Origin of the sequence: Pacificispira sp. (assembly GCF_965228185.1) — a bacterium.
Lineage (GTDB): Bacteria > Pseudomonadota > Alphaproteobacteria > UBA8366 > Aestuariispiraceae > Pacificispira.
This window is the reverse complement of record NZ_CBDDHE010000002.1, coordinates 557,597-574,849: the sequence shown is the minus strand read 5'-3', so window position 1 is coordinate 574,849 and position 17,253 is coordinate 557,597. Positions and strand designations below refer to the sequence as shown.

General features: G+C 57.5%; 14 protein-coding genes, 1 tRNA gene and 1 pseudogene. 4 read left to right on the top strand and 12 right to left on the bottom strand.

From position 1 onward, the window contains the following. The first annotated feature begins 89 nt into the window (after window positions 1-89). Window positions 90-389: an addiction module antidote protein gene (locus tag ACO06O_RS02675; RefSeq protein ID WP_421876001.1), complete on the top strand. Its 300-nt coding sequence runs from the start codon at window positions 90-92 to the stop codon at window positions 387-389. Window position 390: 1 nt separating this feature from the next. On the opposite strand, the gene ACO06O_RS02670 is transcribed toward ACO06O_RS02675, so the two are convergent. The 7 genes and pseudogenes from ACO06O_RS02670 to ACO06O_RS02640 form a co-directional block, all read right to left on the bottom strand. Continuing rightward, on the bottom strand, window positions 391-1,293 hold the full coding sequence (locus tag ACO06O_RS02670; RefSeq protein WP_421875999.1) for a hypothetical protein: 903 nt from the start codon (window positions 1,291-1,293) through the stop codon (window positions 391-393). Further along, complete coding sequence (locus ACO06O_RS02665) at window positions 1,271-1,870, bottom strand: hypothetical protein (protein ID WP_421876441.1); 600 nt, start codon at window positions 1,868-1,870, stop codon at window positions 1,271-1,273. Before ACO06O_RS02665 ends, ACO06O_RS02670 begins: the two co-directional genes overlap by 23 nt. 564 nt (window positions 1,871-2,434) lie before the next feature. Next, a pseudogene (locus tag ACO06O_RS02660) lies at window positions 2,435-2,833 on the bottom strand (TniQ family protein); the annotation flags it as partial. Beyond that, a complete protein-coding gene (locus tag ACO06O_RS02655; RefSeq protein ID WP_421875997.1) occupies window positions 2,833-3,801 on the bottom strand; it encodes a TniB family NTP-binding protein in 969 nt (322 codons plus the stop codon). The pseudogene ACO06O_RS02660 and the gene ACO06O_RS02655, both read right to left, overlap by 1 nt. Window positions 3,802-3,804: 3 nt before the next feature. Beyond that, window positions 3,805-5,652, bottom strand: coding sequence for a Mu transposase C-terminal domain-containing protein (locus ACO06O_RS02650; RefSeq protein WP_421875995.1), 1,848 nt, complete (start codon window positions 5,650-5,652; stop codon window positions 3,805-3,807). Further along, window positions 5,649-6,179, bottom strand: coding sequence for a TnsA endonuclease N-terminal domain-containing protein (locus tag ACO06O_RS02645; protein ID WP_421876433.1), 531 nt, complete (start codon window positions 6,177-6,179; stop codon window positions 5,649-5,651). Before ACO06O_RS02645 ends, ACO06O_RS02650 begins: the two co-directional genes overlap by 4 nt. Before the next feature lie 657 nt (window positions 6,180-6,836). Then, window positions 6,837-7,721: a helix-turn-helix transcriptional regulator gene (locus tag ACO06O_RS02640; RefSeq protein WP_421875992.1), complete on the bottom strand. Its 885-nt coding sequence runs from the start codon at window positions 7,719-7,721 to the stop codon at window positions 6,837-6,839. A 164-nt stretch (window positions 7,722-7,885) separates the two neighbouring features. On the opposite strand from ACO06O_RS02640, the gene ACO06O_RS02635 reads away from it, so the two are divergent. From ACO06O_RS02635 to ACO06O_RS02625, 3 genes are read left to right on the top strand one after another with little or no spacing between them, the layout of a single operon-like run. Next, the gene (locus ACO06O_RS02635) at window positions 7,886-9,073 is read left to right on the top strand and encodes a hypothetical protein (protein WP_421875989.1); all 1,188 of its coding nucleotides are present in this window, start codon (window positions 7,886-7,888) and stop codon (window positions 9,071-9,073) included. Further along, window positions 9,048-11,336 carry a Mov34/MPN/PAD-1 family protein gene (locus ACO06O_RS02630; protein ID WP_421875987.1) on the top strand — a complete coding sequence of 763 codons (2,289 nt, stop codon included), beginning with the start codon at window positions 9,048-9,050 and terminating at the stop codon, window positions 11,334-11,336. The genes ACO06O_RS02635 and ACO06O_RS02630 overlap by 26 nt, the downstream gene beginning before the upstream one ends. After that, entirely contained in the window at window positions 11,336-11,986 is a 651-nt protein-coding gene (locus tag ACO06O_RS02625; protein WP_421875985.1) for a hypothetical protein, read from the top strand. The genes ACO06O_RS02630 and ACO06O_RS02625 overlap by 1 nt, the downstream gene beginning before the upstream one ends. Before the next feature lie 478 nt (window positions 11,987-12,464). Here ACO06O_RS02625 and ACO06O_RS02620 read toward each other — a convergent pair. From ACO06O_RS02620 to ACO06O_RS02600, 5 genes are all read right to left on the bottom strand, one after another. Continuing rightward, window positions 12,465-12,541 (bottom strand) — tRNA-Ile (locus tag ACO06O_RS02620). Between the two features lie 99 nt (window positions 12,542-12,640). After that, window positions 12,641-14,122 (bottom strand): RimK family protein, encoded by a 1,482-nt coding sequence (locus tag ACO06O_RS02615; RefSeq protein WP_421875983.1) that lies wholly within the window; start codon window positions 14,120-14,122, stop codon window positions 12,641-12,643. 11 nt (window positions 14,123-14,133) lie between these two features. After that, the gene (locus tag ACO06O_RS02610) at window positions 14,134-15,264 is read right to left on the bottom strand and encodes a peptidase C39 family protein (RefSeq protein ID WP_420418088.1); all 1,131 of its coding nucleotides are present in this window, start codon (window positions 15,262-15,264) and stop codon (window positions 14,134-14,136) included. 144 nt (window positions 15,265-15,408) lie between these two features. After that, on the bottom strand, window positions 15,409-16,767 hold the full coding sequence (locus tag ACO06O_RS02605; protein ID WP_421875981.1) for an alpha/beta hydrolase: 1,359 nt from the start codon (window positions 16,765-16,767) through the stop codon (window positions 15,409-15,411). 14 nt (window positions 16,768-16,781) lie between these two features. Further along, on the bottom strand, window positions 16,782-17,231 hold the full coding sequence (locus ACO06O_RS02600) for a GNAT family N-acetyltransferase (RefSeq protein WP_421875977.1): 450 nt from the start codon (window positions 17,229-17,231) through the stop codon (window positions 16,782-16,784). Window positions 17,232-17,253: the final 22 nt, after the last annotated feature.

Below are 17,253 nucleotides of genomic sequence, written 5' to 3'. Positions count from 1 at the left end.
CGTAACTGGATGCCCCTGACGCAGACACCTTATCCCAAGGCACGAGCCAAGGTCAGTGTGGATCTCGCCCCAGATCAACGGACAGAGCCATGGAGAATGATACCTTCGATATTGTTGAGTACCTGGATAGTGAGGAAACGATCTCCGAGTATTTGACCGTTTCCTTTGCAGACCCGGATCCTAGCGTGTTTCTGGCAGCGCTAACGGATGTCGTGAACGCACGAGGGGCTACAACAGTTGCCAATAAATTGGGGTGTGATGCCGACAATCTATCGGAGACATTAAACTCGGAAGCAAATCCGAGCTTTCAGGCGGTAATAGGAGTTCTTCGGGCAGTTGGTATGGAATTGCGATTTCGGCCGCCGAAAGAGGACTTAACCCTAGGCTAATTTATCCACGGAGTTCCGAGTCCAGATAGCTTAGCACCTCTCTTATATCTTTGATCCGGCCGGAAAGCATTTTGTCTAGAGCAGAGCTCCCTTCGAAAGGTGCTGCTGAATTTGACCTTCGTATCCAGCCATCCGCCGCCTGCTCATTCGGCAGCAATGTCTCAAGTGCACTGAAGATACCGAAGACGCAGGAAATGCGCTCCAATACGTCCATTGGCACCATAGAGTCCCCAGATTGCCACCCCAATAAATCCGACCTTCGTGAAGCACCGAGCAAAGCCAACCGTTCTCGCTCGGTAAGCTGCCATGCATCAGCAATCCGGTCGAATGTTCGCATGGCTGGTCCGGTTAGATCCGATTCAGAATTCATACGTGGCGCATTCGAACAGTGCTCGCCAATACGTCGATCGTCAGGAATAACTGAGTAGGCGCCGTCAGCATCGGCTTGCCCTAGATAGCGAAGGGTGAGGGAGACGGGCCGCCCGTCCCCCTTGTTTCTTGTCTCAAAAACCATTGTTTCCAAAGCGCTCTCAGTGTTGGGGAAACCTGACCGCGACCAGCCATGCGCTTCGATAACCCAACGCCTTATTTGGCGCTCCACGCCGTCAGGCGGCCGATCAAAGTCATTCTCCCAGCGAGCAATGATGAAGTTCTCCTTCACCCCAAATCGGGCCGAGATATCCTCTATGGTCAACCCAAGGGATTTCCGCATGAAACGCAACTCGACGCCACAAAGTTGTAGTGGGATCAATGCTCTCGCAACAGCAACTGTCGCGATCAATGCCCGGACCTCCGGAATTTCGACGCTTCCATCGGAATGTCGAACTACCCCGTCCTCGACAATGACTGGGAGCCCGACCTCGACCGAAGCATCGTAGCATTCAAGAGTCTCGGCCTTGGCCATAGACCATCTCCAACTCTGTTACTGGAACAGCAAAGAACTTTAGAACTCCTAAAGCACCCTTACCGATACATCTTACAGAGAGCCTCCCTCTGAGAATGTCCCGCAACAGGACAGTCGCAGTGACCCCAGACGCGTTGTACTTCATCAGTGCCTGCGGGATGGTAGCCTGCTTCTCGCGTTTGAAATTCGGCGATCTAGAGCAGGCCTCACGCAATCCATCGATCAGCTCATCGACGGATTTCCGGTCAGCCATGGCAGCCAGACTTTTGTCTGCAATTTGATGCGCCGGCACGCGGGTAAGCACCCCATCCTTCAACAGCTGCGCTGCTGTCCCTTTGGCGATTCCCAAATAGGTCGCCGCTGCAGCACCATTCAGTGCCCGCGCTCTGAGACGTGCATAGCTTTCAACAGGGTCGCGGTCGAACCAGTAGAACCGACCTCGTGAGGTATTGTACCAACGCCCCGTCAGCACGCCGTGACGTACCAGCATCTTTGCCTTGTGTTTGGACAATCCCAGAATCTGACAAGCGGTCTTGAAACTGATGTGCTTCGGGTCTTTGACTTCTAAAGCGATCATGGAATTTCCCCGTCGACTGATTGGGCGATTGCTTTCTTCGCGCTGAACAAAGCCTCGGATTCCCTCCCATAGCAGACCGAAGCCGGGTTCGTGTCGGCGGTCCTGGATCGTCACGTAATGGGTGCGTAGTGGCCCGAAAAGTTCGAAAACGGCGTGTTTGCCGATACTCGCAACAAGCAGCTTACGGAGGAAGGCCTCGTAATTGTGCGGCCAGTCACACAGCAGCTCGTAACCTTGCATCCAGTCCGAATGCGATATCGATTTGCGGCTGCGTGTATCGGTATTGCTCGCACTGTGAGCAAGGTACCTGAGCATATCGATCTGGGACTCGGCCGGCAGAAGACCGTAGCCTGGAGGCAAGCCGATCGCGTCGAGATCGAACTCGCGATCGGCATCATGGCTCCATCGGCGGATATGCCAAATTAAACTCTGCTGCAGGTCGCTCGTAAGACTAGGGGGTCTTCTAGCCCGACGGGCCCGGAAACCGCAGCTACAGTGAACGCCCGGCCTTAGATAACGATACCGTTTGCCGCAGCCACTGCATTTCTGAACCAGTGGCGTCCCATGATAGGGACATATAGGGATTGCACGGATTACCCAATGCCATCGAACGTAGCCGTCGTGCGTAAGACATTTCTCGCATACTCGTACATCTCGTGTAGACAGTTGCTCGTAGAGAAGGATGTCCTTGGACGGCAGGAGAATTCGATGGTGGTCGCGATTGACCATCTCCAACATCGTGCGCCGAAGTAGGTTCGGAGGCTGCTGAACGCAGTCCGCAAAATCGTCGATATGCTCCGAAAGAGTAAGCGGGCTGCGCTTCCCAAGATCGACTCCCCAAGATCGAGATATCCAGTTCGGTGTCTGATATCCGTTCATCTCTGAAAGGCGAATGATATACCCCATCAGACATTCATCCTCATGGGGCGGAGATTGGATCGGAATGCGAAATGAAGCCCCCATCAGAAAGCCTCCCGTCGCTTGCGTATCACAGGGCGCTCCACAGGTTCTCTACGGTACATTCCTGAAAACGGATTCTGTTCCGCTTCGATTCCGTACGACTCCAGATCACGGAAAGCCTTCCTAAAATGCGCCGTTTGAAGCGTGGTATGGCCATGGGCCAATGCGACCATGGACGCACGTAGGATCAGCCTCATGACGAAGGCGACATAGCCGTTCGAAGCCATTATGAGTTGTTTGGGAAGCGTTTCCTGCCTCAGTAACCCCCCTGTATCTTCAAAGGGCAGCATCTTCTCGACAACCTGCAGGAACTTCAGAAAGTGCGCTTGATCGCGCTCGGAATCCCAACCGAATGGTCGCAGTTCAAATCTGGATTCGACACGACGGCGCCATTGATCGCTGGTTCGAATAACACGTTCAAACTTCGGCAAACCGACCAGCAGATATCCACGCCTTAGCAGATTCATCTGCGTTTTCAGCCAGTCGGCCGTCGTATGAACAACCCGATCACGGTCCGGATCGATCATGTGCTGAAACTCGTCAAATATCACGAGTTCCACCTTCCGGGCGTCCATAAGCTTCTTGATCCGGATCTCCATGCTTCGCTTGGTACCCTGCTCGGCGCAGGGATCGCCAAGCGCGATGAGAATTTGGACGCACAACTCCTTGATGGAGCATTTCTCGGGAAGAGTGACGAGCAGAGCCGGCATTTCGTCTTGAACATTCCGGTTGGCCGCTCGTATGGCATCGTAATAGGACTTAACGATTGTCGTCTTTCCCGACCCGGAATCCCCGACAAGCGTCATACAGCCACCACGCGACGAAGACCTTGTCATCGCGTGAAAGTCTGAAATCTCATTCAGTGCGACATTGACCTGATCGTACGCCACATAGAGCTCTCGTAGCTTGGTCAGATTGCTGATGTCGTAGTCAGACAAATTACCAGCGAGCGGGCGCGTTCTATTGGACATTGTTCAGTCCTCCAATTCGTCGGAGAGGCTTCGAATCTCCCAGTTCTGATCATCAAGATCAGGTTCGGATCCAGAGAGATCATCCCAATCATTCGTAGAACCGTATGGTATCGATGGATCATCAGGCCTTGGGAGGAACACTGGCTCCTCGCCGTAGGTCACACGGCCGAGTGCCTTGTTCGTCCGGCCCTTTCGTTTCGATCTTTCGCCTGAATCCAAAATTTCTTGCTGTACGTGACTTGTCGCCCCGTACAGTGAGCCTTTCGGCCTAGGCCTGGGATTTGAGGCACGTTCGACTTGAACACGCCTAGCCTCTCTGATCTGCCAGAGAGGGATTCCGTCCGTGGCATCAAAATCTATGCAAGGGACTTCAACTGGTGCTTCGTTGGGAATCGCATAGACCCAAATCCGACCCATGTCGGAAGAATCAAATTTGATTTTTACCTTTTCGCTGTGCCGGTTCTTGGGAAGCAGTGCCATTCGCCGACGGCGGGCCAGGGCCAGTTCTTCTGAACCATATGTTAGCGTTTTGAAGTTGATCCCTTCCCGACGCAGGGTCCTAAACTCGACCGCACCCAAAACTGCGGAGAGTGGCGTATTTCCAATGTAGGGACGGACTGGCGTTTCTCTGACACCATCAACCCAGCGGTCGAGCGGTGCCTCCAGGATCATACGGTGAGAGCGCACCATATATTGATCAACGATTGTCCTGGTTAGCAGCCTTTCTAGCTCTTCCCTAGTAATCACCGCACGCTTCGTTGGGTTCTCATCGGGATTGTCCCGGGGACTGGAACGAGTGGTACCGGGCAGATTGTGAAACAGCAGGCTATTCAGAGTACCAAAGTACCTCTCAACCACTCCCTTGTAGTTCGGCTCTTTCCCGGGGCAGTAACGGATTTCCATACCCAGGATTCCCGCTGAATCGATTAGAGACTGCGAGTGAAATTCCGGCCCATTGTCTACGACCAAGATGCTCGGGATTCCATAGCATGGCCAATCGAACTCAGTGCCGCCGATCTTGGACAGCAAACCGTCCTTGGGTCGAATTACATTGGCCAGACACCGCATCACCGATACCCATCCCGGAGGATCGAAGGAGAGGTGGAACCCCACAACGGCTCGACTGTAGCGGTCTATAGCAACCGTCAGGTTTGGACGACCAAGAGGCGTTCCGTCCGGCAGTGTCAGGATGACATCCGCCACCGTATGATCGATTTCAACGATGTGCAGCGGATAGCAGGCCACTGTTCCTTTCTGAACGTGTTTGAACCGTCTATCTGCCTCACGTCGGCCGTACCTCGCGGACACGACTCGGTACGGATCGAGACTCTGAATCACTCTATAAAACGTCGCTCTGGATGGCGCCTTGAGTTCTTCACCGGGAGGCGCACAGTCAATGTTCTCTTCCAACTTCTTACTTAGGGCTTCGTACACACGTGCCGCAGGTAGTCGTTGCCGATTAAGGTAAAGGTCCAAAATCACCTTTTCGACTATGGCTCGGACCGCAGGTACAAGTGCCATACGCCGCGGCCGACCAGTTTGACGCGGAAGTAGCGCCCAAACGCTGAAGTCGGCGTTTCTCCAAGCCTTCCACCACCTTCTTACCGTTGAAATGTCTGGTCTCTTGCCGTCAATGCCCGACACCGCCTCCTCATAGACCGCAACAGAAATACGGTCATGCCCACGGTCCTTTATCTGCTTCAACAGGTGAAGCTTGAAACGAAGCAGATCCCGCTGCTTGGCTGACAAAGTCTCTACATCAAGAACCTCGTCATGCATCTCCAAGGGAGCCAGCTGTTTGATCGAGATCGCTGATGAGCCGTTCTGTGCATGTGTTTCAATATTGCTCATAGCGTGGCCTCCCAAACGGGACGCCAAATTACGGACTTGGCCCCAAAGGGCTCTGAAAAATTCATACGTGCGAGCCCAAGGGAGATCAGCGGCAGCACCGCATGCCGCACGCACTTCATATCCAAATGATTTGTTATTTCCGCGGCAGTCGTCCGGATTCCGCAATCCAGAATGCGGTTTAGTATCGCGTAGGCTCTCGGAGGTGGATCATAGTTCTCGAACCGATACCTATTCACCAACTCCGCATTCTGGAGGTAGGGTCGCCGGCGGATCTCGGCTTCGAGAAAGAGCCGAAACCGGGTTCCGCGCGATCGAAACATTTTGGCGATACTGCGAAGTCGCGAGATCTCATCGGGATCATTCAGGACGTCGTCTGGCTTCACTTCGACTAGGAACTCACCCAGTTTTGTTTGGACATGGAAGTCCGGCACATACGTTCGGAAAGCACCCTCGTGGAAATAATTGCATCGACTTGGCTGGGCCCGATAGCTCTGTACAAACGGGCATGCTTCCAGCCGATAAATCATGTCCCGTTCAATCTGTGACTCATACTCAACGGGGCGGCCGGACTTGCGGCTCGGGAAACGGCCCACAACACGTTTCGTACTGCGCGTCACAACGCGCCTGACCATTCCTGACATTGGTGTCTCCTAATTTAGGCAATAGTTTTCGGTTGCCGGAATCGCGATTCCGACTTGATTTTCTGGCGACACCGATGTACTTAGGAGTTGAGAAATGCCTAAGAGATCAAGTCGTCAGAACCTTCTGGCGGCTTTTTCTTTTTTTTGGCTGATATCACCTCCATCTTGCCAAGCAGAGTGGCCATGGTAGGCGAGTCACATTGCGCACTCAAAGAAATAAAAAGAATTAGAAAGTCTTTTCTAAGTACAACACATGTGTCTTGCAGCATACTTTAAATTCCAAAATTAAATACTACATAATTTTTATTATATCTATGAAATCAATACACAAACTTCATTTCATAAAAAACAACCGACACAAAATGACACGCTCGCCCACATAAGATTTTGAACCCCATCGTGAGGTTCACGAACACAGCAAGTTCGACGAATTTGCATTTTTCAAGCTGTTTCGACAGACACACCAAGAGCCCTGATCTGCCCCCAAAGAAGCGGACTCTACCGAAACCTGGAGGAAAGCTTGAGGTCGCGGGTCACATGTCGCTAACGGGCAAGCCTCCGCTTTGTCTCAGCACGAGCTAATTCAATTTGCTTTTTCACTTCATGCAAATTCTCAAGAGAGACTTGAGCTCGTTGAGGGGGAAGATCGTCGAGATCGAGGTTCATCCGCATAATAAAGTAGTAGGCCAGCGAAAGACGCATCTCAATAGAGCGGCAATTCCCCTTCATGCCATAGTCACGCCGGATCGCTGCAGCCTGTTCGTCACTGAGGCCCGGGTGAGGACAGAGCCGTAACGTGGTGAGAGTATTCCATTCGATATCGTCAGCGACATCATAGGTCGCCGCTTCCGACTTCCCAATTTTCTGCACCCGACTTATGACGAAATCTCGAAAATCCCCTCGGTCGCAGGCCCAAGCCCGCATATGCCATCGATAACCGTCGAATGCCAATGCGTGAGGTGCGACCATCCGCCACCGGGTATTTGTCAATGATTGATAGAGGACGTTGATCGCCTCTTGGCGCTGGATCGCGCGCAAGATCGCCCTCAGCATTTTAGGTTCAACATGCCGGACAATGTCCGGCGCAATCGCGACAGGTGGGGGTGTTTTGAACCATAAGTCTTCACGTGGAAGAGCCCCGGACAACCACGCGCGAATTTGCAGCAGAAGCCGATCGGCTGAAGCTTTGAGAAACCGTGGCTTTAGCCCTGGTGCTGAGACAAAGGACTTTACCGTCGCGTCGTATGAAATGTTCTCAGCCGCAGCCTCCCGATAATTGCGCAGGTCGACGGAGGCTTGTGGCGTGGAGATGTCAAACTGGTCCTCAAGGTCACTGCGATTGAGAAATCCTTCCCAAAAAAGTTTCCATTCGATGAATTCAAAGCGCCGGATCTGGGTCCAAGAGCGGCGGTTCTCGTCGTCTGCCATTTTAACCCCTTGGGAAACTTGACGGGTCAAGTTCCAATACCTATATAGTTTCACGACTCCTCGGTCCACCCCCTTTGATACGCTGGAGGATACTCGATCGAAAGGCGAGAAGCGATCAGTCGGTGGCGGATGGGCCATCACCGGACCCAACGGAAGGTTAGAAGATGACTGCTTCAATCGTGTTTTTCCCTGTCGGCAACGGCGATATGACCTTGGTGACGCTGGATAACGATCAGAAGCTTTTGATCGACCTTCATGTACGTAAGGCTGCTGATATCGACGCCGACGACACGCCCGACGTTATTGCCGATCTGCGCCAACGGCTGAACCGGGACGACGAGGGGCGTTTGTATGTGGACGGGTTTCTGCTCAGCCATCCCGACAAGGACCACATATCTGGGCTTGAAGCCCACTTTCACCTTGGCCCGCCCGAGGATTGGGACGAAGATGATGACAAAATCCTCATTCACGAGATGTGGTCGTCCCCTGTGATTTTTCGCAGGGCAAGCAAGAGTCTTACGCTCTGCTCAGACGCCAAAGCGTGGGCCAAGGAGGCACGGCGCCGCGTCGCGATTTTTCGTGAGAATGGAACTATCGCAAGCTTAGGCAACCGCATTCAGATCATGGGCGAGGACGAGGATGGCAAGACGGACGACATCCTTGGCATCGTTGTGAGAACAAACGAAAGCATCTCCAAGCTCAACGAGAACACTTCTGGCGCCTTCGAAGGTCGGCTGCTTGCTCCACTTTCCCAAGGTGACGACGAGGGCGCCGAAGAATTGCTCGCGAAGAACCGCTCGTCGGTCATTATCCGCTTCTCAATCCGCGGTGGCGGGATCTTCGACAAGTGTCGCTTCTTGTCAGGTGGCGATGCCGAGGTAGCGATCTGGGAGCGACTGTGGGACAATTTAGGTGACGAACATGCCGACTGGCTCGACTACGATATTCTTCAGGCGCCCCACCATTGCTCGTGGCACAGCCTGAGCTACGACAGCTGGTCCAAGATGGGCGAGGACGCGAAAGTTTGCGAGGCGGCCCGTAACGCGCTCGGTCAGATCCGGAAGGGCGCGATCGTGGTGGCGAGTTCAAAAACAATTAGTACTGACGATTCTGACCCCCCCTGCGATCGAGCCAAGCGCGAGTATATCTCTATTGTTGAGGGAAAAAGTGATCGATTCATCTGCGTGACCGATGTCTGGGAAGACGAGGAACGCGCGCTCGAGTATGAGATTACCGCCAGCGGCATCATCAAGACCGTGAAAAGCGTCGCCATGGCCGCAGTGGCTGCCATGGGTATCGGCGCCACCGCTAGCCAGGCTCGCGCCCATGGACGCGCAGATGGTAGCCTATGATGAAGCCAGCGCGGCCGGTCATGTGCTTCGAGTAGCACTTCAGCACTCGGAGTGTGTAGGCGGTGAAGTTCTCGAACGAGAGCACGACCGCGAACGGGTTCGTCTTGATATGAATGTCGAGATGCCACTCGACGCGAAGGCGGATGGCGTAAGCTCGAGTGGCGTCCGAACCTGCGAGCCCGTTGTGCTCAAACTGCCGGCTAACTGGCCATGGCAGTCTCCTCGCTTTTACCTGCGTGAAGATTTCCCTCGCAACTTTCCGCATCTGATGCCGTTCTCGACTCCGCCGCGCCCATGCCTGATCGACGGCGATCAGGATGAATTCTTCTTGCAGTTCGGGCTCGTCGATTACGGTGTGTTTCACCTCGTCGATCAGCTAGCAGTTTGGCTTCGCAAAGCGGCGATCAACGGTCTGATCGATCCTGATCAAGGGTGGGAGCCCATGCTGCGGCACGGTTATCGTGACATAGTCGAATTCGATGCCGAGCGTGCGCGATCTCTCGTTGATCAGAAAGGCGGCTGGACCGTTTGGAAAGCCAAGTACTACCGCAGAGGCGATCCGAGCGGTCGGCTCGGCCTCGATGCAGAGGCATGGCTTACAAGCGATGGAGAGCGAACTCCGCTCAAGAAGAGCGAGGGTGATGACACCTTCTCCGCGAGCCCTATGCTTGGCGGCATCCGCACGGGCAATACTGTCGTCGCGATCATCTGGCCGGACAAGAATCCGGACGGCAGTGCGCGCGTCCATTCGAACTACATGCCCGAGGATGTGGAAACGCTTGGGCAGCTTCGCGCCCGCGCCGAGGAGGTTGGGTGCGCAAGGGGCCTGAATGCCTTCCTAAGCAATCTTGAACGCAGCTTCGACGGCTTCGTCCTTGCGGCCCCGATTCCCATCGCTGTGATCCTATGCATCCGCAGACCGGTCCATCTCATCGGCACTGAATCGGACATCGAACTCTTACCTTACATCGTCGAAATCCGTGCAGGATCGCGGCGTCAGTCGCTGTTCGCACAAGGCGATGACGAACCAACTTCGCCTACTGCACACTATCAACAAATCAGTGCTCCACTAATGCGTTCACTCTCTGGATCGCCGGAGCGGTCACCTCTTGTTATGCTCGGTTGCGGAAGCGTCGGATCCAAGCTTGCCCTCCATGCCGCACGTAGCGGACAGGATATCATGCTGGTTAGCGATCAATCGAGCCTTCGTCCGCATAATATGGCCCGGCATGCACTTGGTCCGTCACACGTCACCCAAAACAAGGCAGAGGCTCTTGCCGCGGAGCTCGCCGGGTTTGGTTTACGGCCTGAGAAGCATAAGGGCGATCTCGGCATTGACTTGCATGATCCGAAGTTTGCCAAGGTTCTTTTGCCGAAACAGGCTGGCGCGATCATCAACTCGACCGCATCGCTGTCGGTGCGCGAGGCACTCGTCGCTGCCGCGACGTCACACCACCGACCGCGGCTCTTCGAAGCGGCGTTGTTCGGACGCGGGCGCGGAGCTTACCTCTTAGCCGACGGACCACGGCACAATCCAAACCATACCGATCTCATGGCCGAGATGTATGCCACGATCGGTGACACTAGAGCCGGCAAACTGCTATTCGATCCAGACGAAGGACTTGCAGAGATCCGGATCGGACAGGGCTGTGGATCACTAACAATGCAGATTAGCGACGCGCGGCTTTCGGCGATGACCGCGAGCCTTGCACTGGAGATCGATGACCTGCTGACGGTACCCAATACACACGGTATAATTGTTACGGGTGCAATGGGCGACGGTACCCCTGACACCAGTTGGGCCCGGCAAAGAGTTCCCCCATTTGAGACCGTCGCTATCGCTGGTACCGATGGCTGGGAGCTCAGAATATCGAAGCGTGTAGCCAACCGCATTCGTGCGGAAGCAGAATCCCACCTGAAAGTCGAAACGGGCGGGGTGATGATCGGCTGCACAAGCGCGCGCCTCAAGGTGGTTACCGTCGTCGATCTTCTGGAGGCACCGCCTGACAGCCAGCGGAGTTCCGACCTCTTTGTGCTTGGCACTCAAGGTCTCCACGCGGCCATCGAGGCACGACACGAATTGAGCGGAAGAACGCTGTTCGACGTAGGAACCTGGCACAGCCATCTTCAGGATGATGGTCCTTCAGGAACCGATTGGAATACCGCGGCTGAGTTGGCGGCAGAGCGCACTCCGCCGTCGATTTTGCTGATCGTCACGCCGAGACGCTTTCATGCTCTAATGCATACGAAGGAGCCCGATTGATGACCGAACGCAAATCCCTCAAGGAGCAGAATGCTTGGCTGATCAGAGCCGCGATGATTTGTCACGTACTCGCCTATATTTGGGTTACGGTCGAACCAATGAAACTGCTTTCAGTAGGCCGAACTAGTTTGGCGAAACAGTTGGAGACATTTGCCGCACCCGGCACAGTAGGTCTTGGAATCATCGTAATCGCCTCACTTCTTTTGCTGGGCTTCGTTCCGCCAAAATGGCGCGACCGGCTGATGCATTGGCGCTGGAAAGACCCATTGCCCGGATCGCGCGCGTTTTCGAAGATCGGTCCTGAGAGCGGCAACGTCAATATGCGCAAACTACGAAGAGAGCTAGGAGTATTTCCTCGGGCCGGCGATAAACAGAACGCGCTGTTCTACCGAATCTACCGTAACCATCAAGAAGAGGTTGGCGTGCGAGATGCCCACGGGCGCTATTTGGCTGCACGAGACATCGGAACAATCACGGCTCTAATGTCCGTCACCTTGCCATGGCTGGCTTGTTGGGCGACAGAAGACTACGTTAAAAGTGCAATTTATGGAGTATGCTTGTTGGTAGTTTTCGCACTCTGCGTTATTGCGGCGAAGAATTACAGCCTACGCATGGTGCAGAATGTTCTCGCTGCAGCAAGCTCAGCGTAAGTGGTTGGATCAAGACTTTTCGCAGGCGCAGTTGAGTCATGACATAATTCCTGATCGCTCGGTTGAGGCTCTACACTTGTGCAGCGCAAGTCCAGTCGGAGCATTTGGGCACTGATATGGGACCATCAGGTTATGAGCCTGACCGACGTCCCTTTTGGGTCAGGGACGGAAGCCGATCGCGGTAATGCGATTTAAACGCTCCACAAGTTAAAGCGGACACTCTCTGATCTGCTGCCGTGTCCTGAAAGGGTCTCAGACTTCGATTGCCTCAGACATCGGCGTCCAAACCTACGTTCAACGTAAAACTGAGTGCAGAATCTGGAATCTCATAAACGCAGCCATTATCGGCGGCACTGCATCTCAACGAGAAATCATGAAGTTGCTCGCATCTTAATGCGATCAATAGAAGAACAAAGCGCCATATATGCAGAGTTTCTGAGACTCGTGCGCAAAAACGATGAGAATCGACAAGACTGGATGGTGGGCCCGGCAGGATTCGAACCCGCGACCAAACCGTTATGAGCGGTCCGCTCTAACCAACTGAGCTACAGGCCCACCGGGGTCGGGCTGGCCGACCACAATCGGCCTATAGCAAAGGCGACCGGGTTGCGCCAGCATGCGGTGGCATGGCTGGCGCAACAAAGTTTGCGATTTCTAACGCGCGGCCTCGATCCGGCGGATGAAGTCCGAGACGATGGTGCGCCACAGCCCGTCCTTCAGCACCTTGTCCTCGACGCCGGCATCCAGATTCGGATTGTCGTTCACCTCGATCACCACGGCACGGTCGCCGATCAACTTGGTATCGACGCCGTAGAGCCCGTCGCCGATCGGCCGGGCGGCGGCCAGGGCGGCGTCGAGAATGGCCGACGGCACGGCGTCGAGATCGACCGTTTCGAACCCGCCCTCGTCCGGCGCGCCCTTGGCGGCATGGTTGATGATCTGCCAGTGACCGCGCGCCATGAAGTATTTCGACGCGAAGATCGGTGCGCCGTTCAGAATGCCGATGCGCCAGTCATATTCCGTGCGCAGATATTCCTGGGACAGGATCAGGGCCGAGCGGCTCAACATCTCCCGGCCCAGCGCGATCATCTGCCCGGCATCGTCGGCCCGTTTGACGCCGCGCGAGAAGGCGCCGTCCGGCACTTTCAGGACGATGGGATAGGCCGTTTCCTGCGCGACCTGTTCCAGATTGTCCTTGTCGATCACGCGGGTGCGGGGCGACGGGATGTTGTTGGTTCGGAACAGTTCGGCCAGATAGACCTTGTTGGTGCAGCGCAGGATCGACATGGCGTCGTCGATACACGGAATGCCCTCGGTCTCGGCGCGCTTGGCGAATCGATAGGTATGATGGTCCAGCGCCGTCGTCTCGCGGATGAACAGGGCGTCAAACTCCGCCAGGCGCGGCAGGTCGCGGCGGCCGATCGTTTCCACCTTCACGCCCATGGAGGCACCGACGCGCACAATGCGCTCGATCGCCTGCGGGCTGGACGGCGGCATCGCCTCTTTCGGGTCGACCAGAACGGCCAGGGTATAGCGCGGGCCGCGCGCCAGGGCCGGGGTGGGGCGGTGCCGCTTGGTGTAGGCATCGAGACCCTTTTCGAACAAGGCCCGGTCCGCGGCCGGCAGCTTCTTCCAGTTCGGAACCCGGACATCGGTGATGCGGTACACGACCTCTCCACCGGCGGTTTCCGCGCGTTCGTAATGGACCCGCAGGATCGGGCAGCGGAAAGCGTCGAACACCGCCCGGGCCAGATGCTGGAACCGGTTTTCGGCACAGACGCCGAAGCAGACGGTGACCGGCCCGCCGGGGGCGTCATCCGGATCCGGGCTGCGCCGCAGCGCCTTGGTCAGTTGGCGTTCCATATCGCCCAGCGCCCGGCGGTAGATGCGCTTCCAGCCGACCCAAAGCATCGCTTCCGCCGAGGGCAGGATGCGGTCGCCGCGCGCCTCCGCCGTCAGGGCGCAGTAATACCCGAGGCCGAGATAGCTGTAATCGCTGCACAGATTGACCACCCGCGTGCGCTTGGCAAAGGGCTTGGCGCGCATCAGGTAGTCATGGGCGGACACGGCCTCGCGGCCCGGGCCGGGATAGGGAAATTCGGCGCCGTCATCGATGATGAAAACGGTTCGGCTCAACGGAACTCTCCTTAACGCTGCAGGATGAGGGCGGCGCGCTGGCGGGCGCGGCCATAGCGGGACATACGTTCGAAATCGTCGCGCGGGATCGGCACCGCCATGCGGTCGGTCTGGCTTTGAATGACATCGGGATCGACGAACGGGTCGTGCACATAGACGAAACGGTCGTCCATCGCGACGACGACGACCCAATGCGGCACCTTCTCGCGGTCCAGCGCATAGGTGGAGATGAGGACGATCGGCACGGCCCCCTCGGCCAGCAGGTCCTGCAACTCGCCCAGGGTCAGGGCGATGTTGTCGACCGGGACGCCTTTCTCCTCAAGCTGGGCCAGGTAATCCTCCTGCACCAGACGGATCACGTCCTTCTTCTCGGCGCGGCGGACCGTATCGATGAACATCATGTCCGGATCGCGGACATGGACGCCGACCTTATAGCCGCGTTCCGCCGCCGCCAGCGCCATGCCATAGGGCGAGCAGCCCGCTGGGCCGCGCGTCATGAAAACGGTCGTCGATTCGCGCCACAGGCGCAGTTCCTCGATCCGGTTCATGTCATAGGTCTTGTCCAGCGCGGCCATCGCCATCATCAGGCAGGCCGGTCCGCAGGTGAAATTCAGGCTCTGGGCGTAATAGGGGAAGCTTTCCACCCCGGACGGTCGCTTGCCGATCAGCGCCTTGTCCAGGCGCAGCGCGTCGCCGCCATCCTGGTAATAGCCCGCGATCCGGCCGAAGGGCTTATAGCCCGACTGGCGGTACAGCGAGATCGCGTCCTCATTCCCGGCATGCACCTCCAGGCGCAGATAGGCCGCTCCGTCTTCCGCCGCCGCTGCTTCCGCCGCCGCCAGAAGCGCCCGCGCATAGCCCAGTCCGCGCCGTTCCGGCAGCACGGCCAGGGAATAGAGCCGAGACAGGGACGTTCCGCGATGGAACAGGACGACGGCATAGCCCGCCGTCACGCCATCGGGTGCGATCAGGACACGGGCCGCCTGATGCCCCTTGGTCAACAGGTGCCGGAAGCTGCGGCGGCTGATCCGGTCGGTTTCGAAACAGCGCGCCTCCAGCGCCACCAGATCGTCGAGATCCGTTAGTTCCGCGGGGCGAATTGTGGCGCCCGCCGCCAAACCATCCAGCTGTAACCCGTCCATGGCCGTCCTGTAGAAAAGCCGCGGGCCGAACCGTGATCGGTCGGCACCGCGATGGCGCTATATCGATGATAACCGATTTTTCTCAAAGGATAAAAACCGCGCGTGTTCCGCGTGGCGGTCCCGCGAATTACGCATGGGTGGGGATCAGCCCCGCATCAGCGCCAGCCCCCGGACCAGCGGTTCCGGCGCGGCGGTCAGGCCCAGGGCGACGGAAAAGTGGCCCTGGGGCCGGGTGAAGACATTTTCGTCCCGAAGCCCCCAGCGCGTGACCAGGTCCCGGCCCGACGCGATGGGCGTGATTTCGTCGACATCGCCCAGCACGCAAAGTATGCGCGCCGGATCGATACCGGGCGCGTAGCCCGCGTCCAGAAGCGGTGCCCAGCGCGCGGCTTTATCCTCGTCCCAGCCTGCGGCGCGCAGCGCGTCCGGCACGCCCAGCCCGCCTGTCAGAGAACCGCGATAGGTGACCTCCGTCAGGGAGGCGGCCGGGGCGATCAGCATCGCGAAATCCGGCTTCGCAGCGTCGGGCCAATGGCGTGCCCAACTCAACAGCTGCATCGCCGTCAGCGCGCCCAGGCTGATTCCGGCGATCATCACCGGCCCGTCGCCGAAAGCTTTTGCCCAGGCGATCAGGCGGCCCAACTCACGCAGGTGGGCCCAGGAATAGTCCAGCAATCCGACAGGGCCGCGCGCCAATATGGGTTCCCCGCCGTAATAGCCAGGGCGCCGGCGATAGGCGTGCCACGGACCCTGCGGTTCGACCACGCGGTATCCGTGCGACAGATACCAGTCGGTGACGCTGCCGCGATCGCCCCAGAACTCGCTTTCCATCCCGATGCCATGGGCGAAGATCACTGTGCCGCGCGGCCGTTCCTGACCCGGAAGCCGGACCCTGGCCTCAACCGGCGCATCGGTCCGGAATTCGGCCGGCGGATCGAAACGCAGCCAGGACCAATGGGCACCATCCAGCGTCACCCGCCTGCTTTCGCGAATCGGGATGCCGAGATCGGGGAGGGCGAGGCCGTCCGGGGCCTCCAAGCGGGCGGCGTGACGGGCGGAGACGGCGGCTTCGTCCGCGATGCCGAATTTGACGGAAGGGAAGGGGCGCTCCAATTGTCCGGGCAGAAAGGCGGCCCGCAAGGCCATCAACCTTTGCGCCGCCTTCAGCCGCGCCCGTTCCAGATAGGCGAGATTGCCCCGCCGGTCGCCGAAAAAGGCCGTGTCCCATGTCGCGCGAGCGGAATCATGGGCCAGGGCGGCCGAATGAACCATCCGCAAGGTGCCGGCCCCCAGGGTGCGGCGTGGCGGTCCGTCGTCCAGAGATGCGTGAAACCGGTCGAGATCACCCTGCGCCGCCAGCGCGGAGGCCCAGGCACGGGACAGGGGGAAGAAGACCTTGGCGACGGCGGGGGTTGCGACCTGATCGTACCAGGGGCGCCAGAGATAGGGCCCAACGGCCCGATCCAGAACCGTCCGCAACGCGCCCCCGCTGTATCCCTGCATCCCGCTTGCCTTTCCTACAGCTGCCGCTCCATCCGGATATAGGGGAACGGCACGCCGTTGATTTCTTCGCTTTCCTGACCCAGCGCCTGAAAGCCGAGCGCCGCGTAGAAACCCTCGGCGTTGAGCGCGGCTTCGGTTACCACGCGGTCATAGCCGAGCGTGCGTGCCTCAAAGGCGCAACGGTCATAGAGGGCCCGCCCGACGCCCCGGCGCATGGCGCCGGTCCGTACTGCAAAATGACGCATATGGGCCAGCCCAGGTTCCATCCCGACCCCGCCGGGCGCGGCGTTCGACCAGCCGCCGCAGCCCGCCGGCCGACCGTCTAGGGTCGCGATAAAATAGGTCCCGCGAGCCAGCATGACCGGATGGGCCAGACACATCAGCGGCAGGACGGCGTCGAGAATTGCAGGCGGGTAATGGCTGGCGAGACCGGCCGGATAACTGTCCTTCAGGATTTCCGACACAGATCCTTGTCATCCGGAGCCG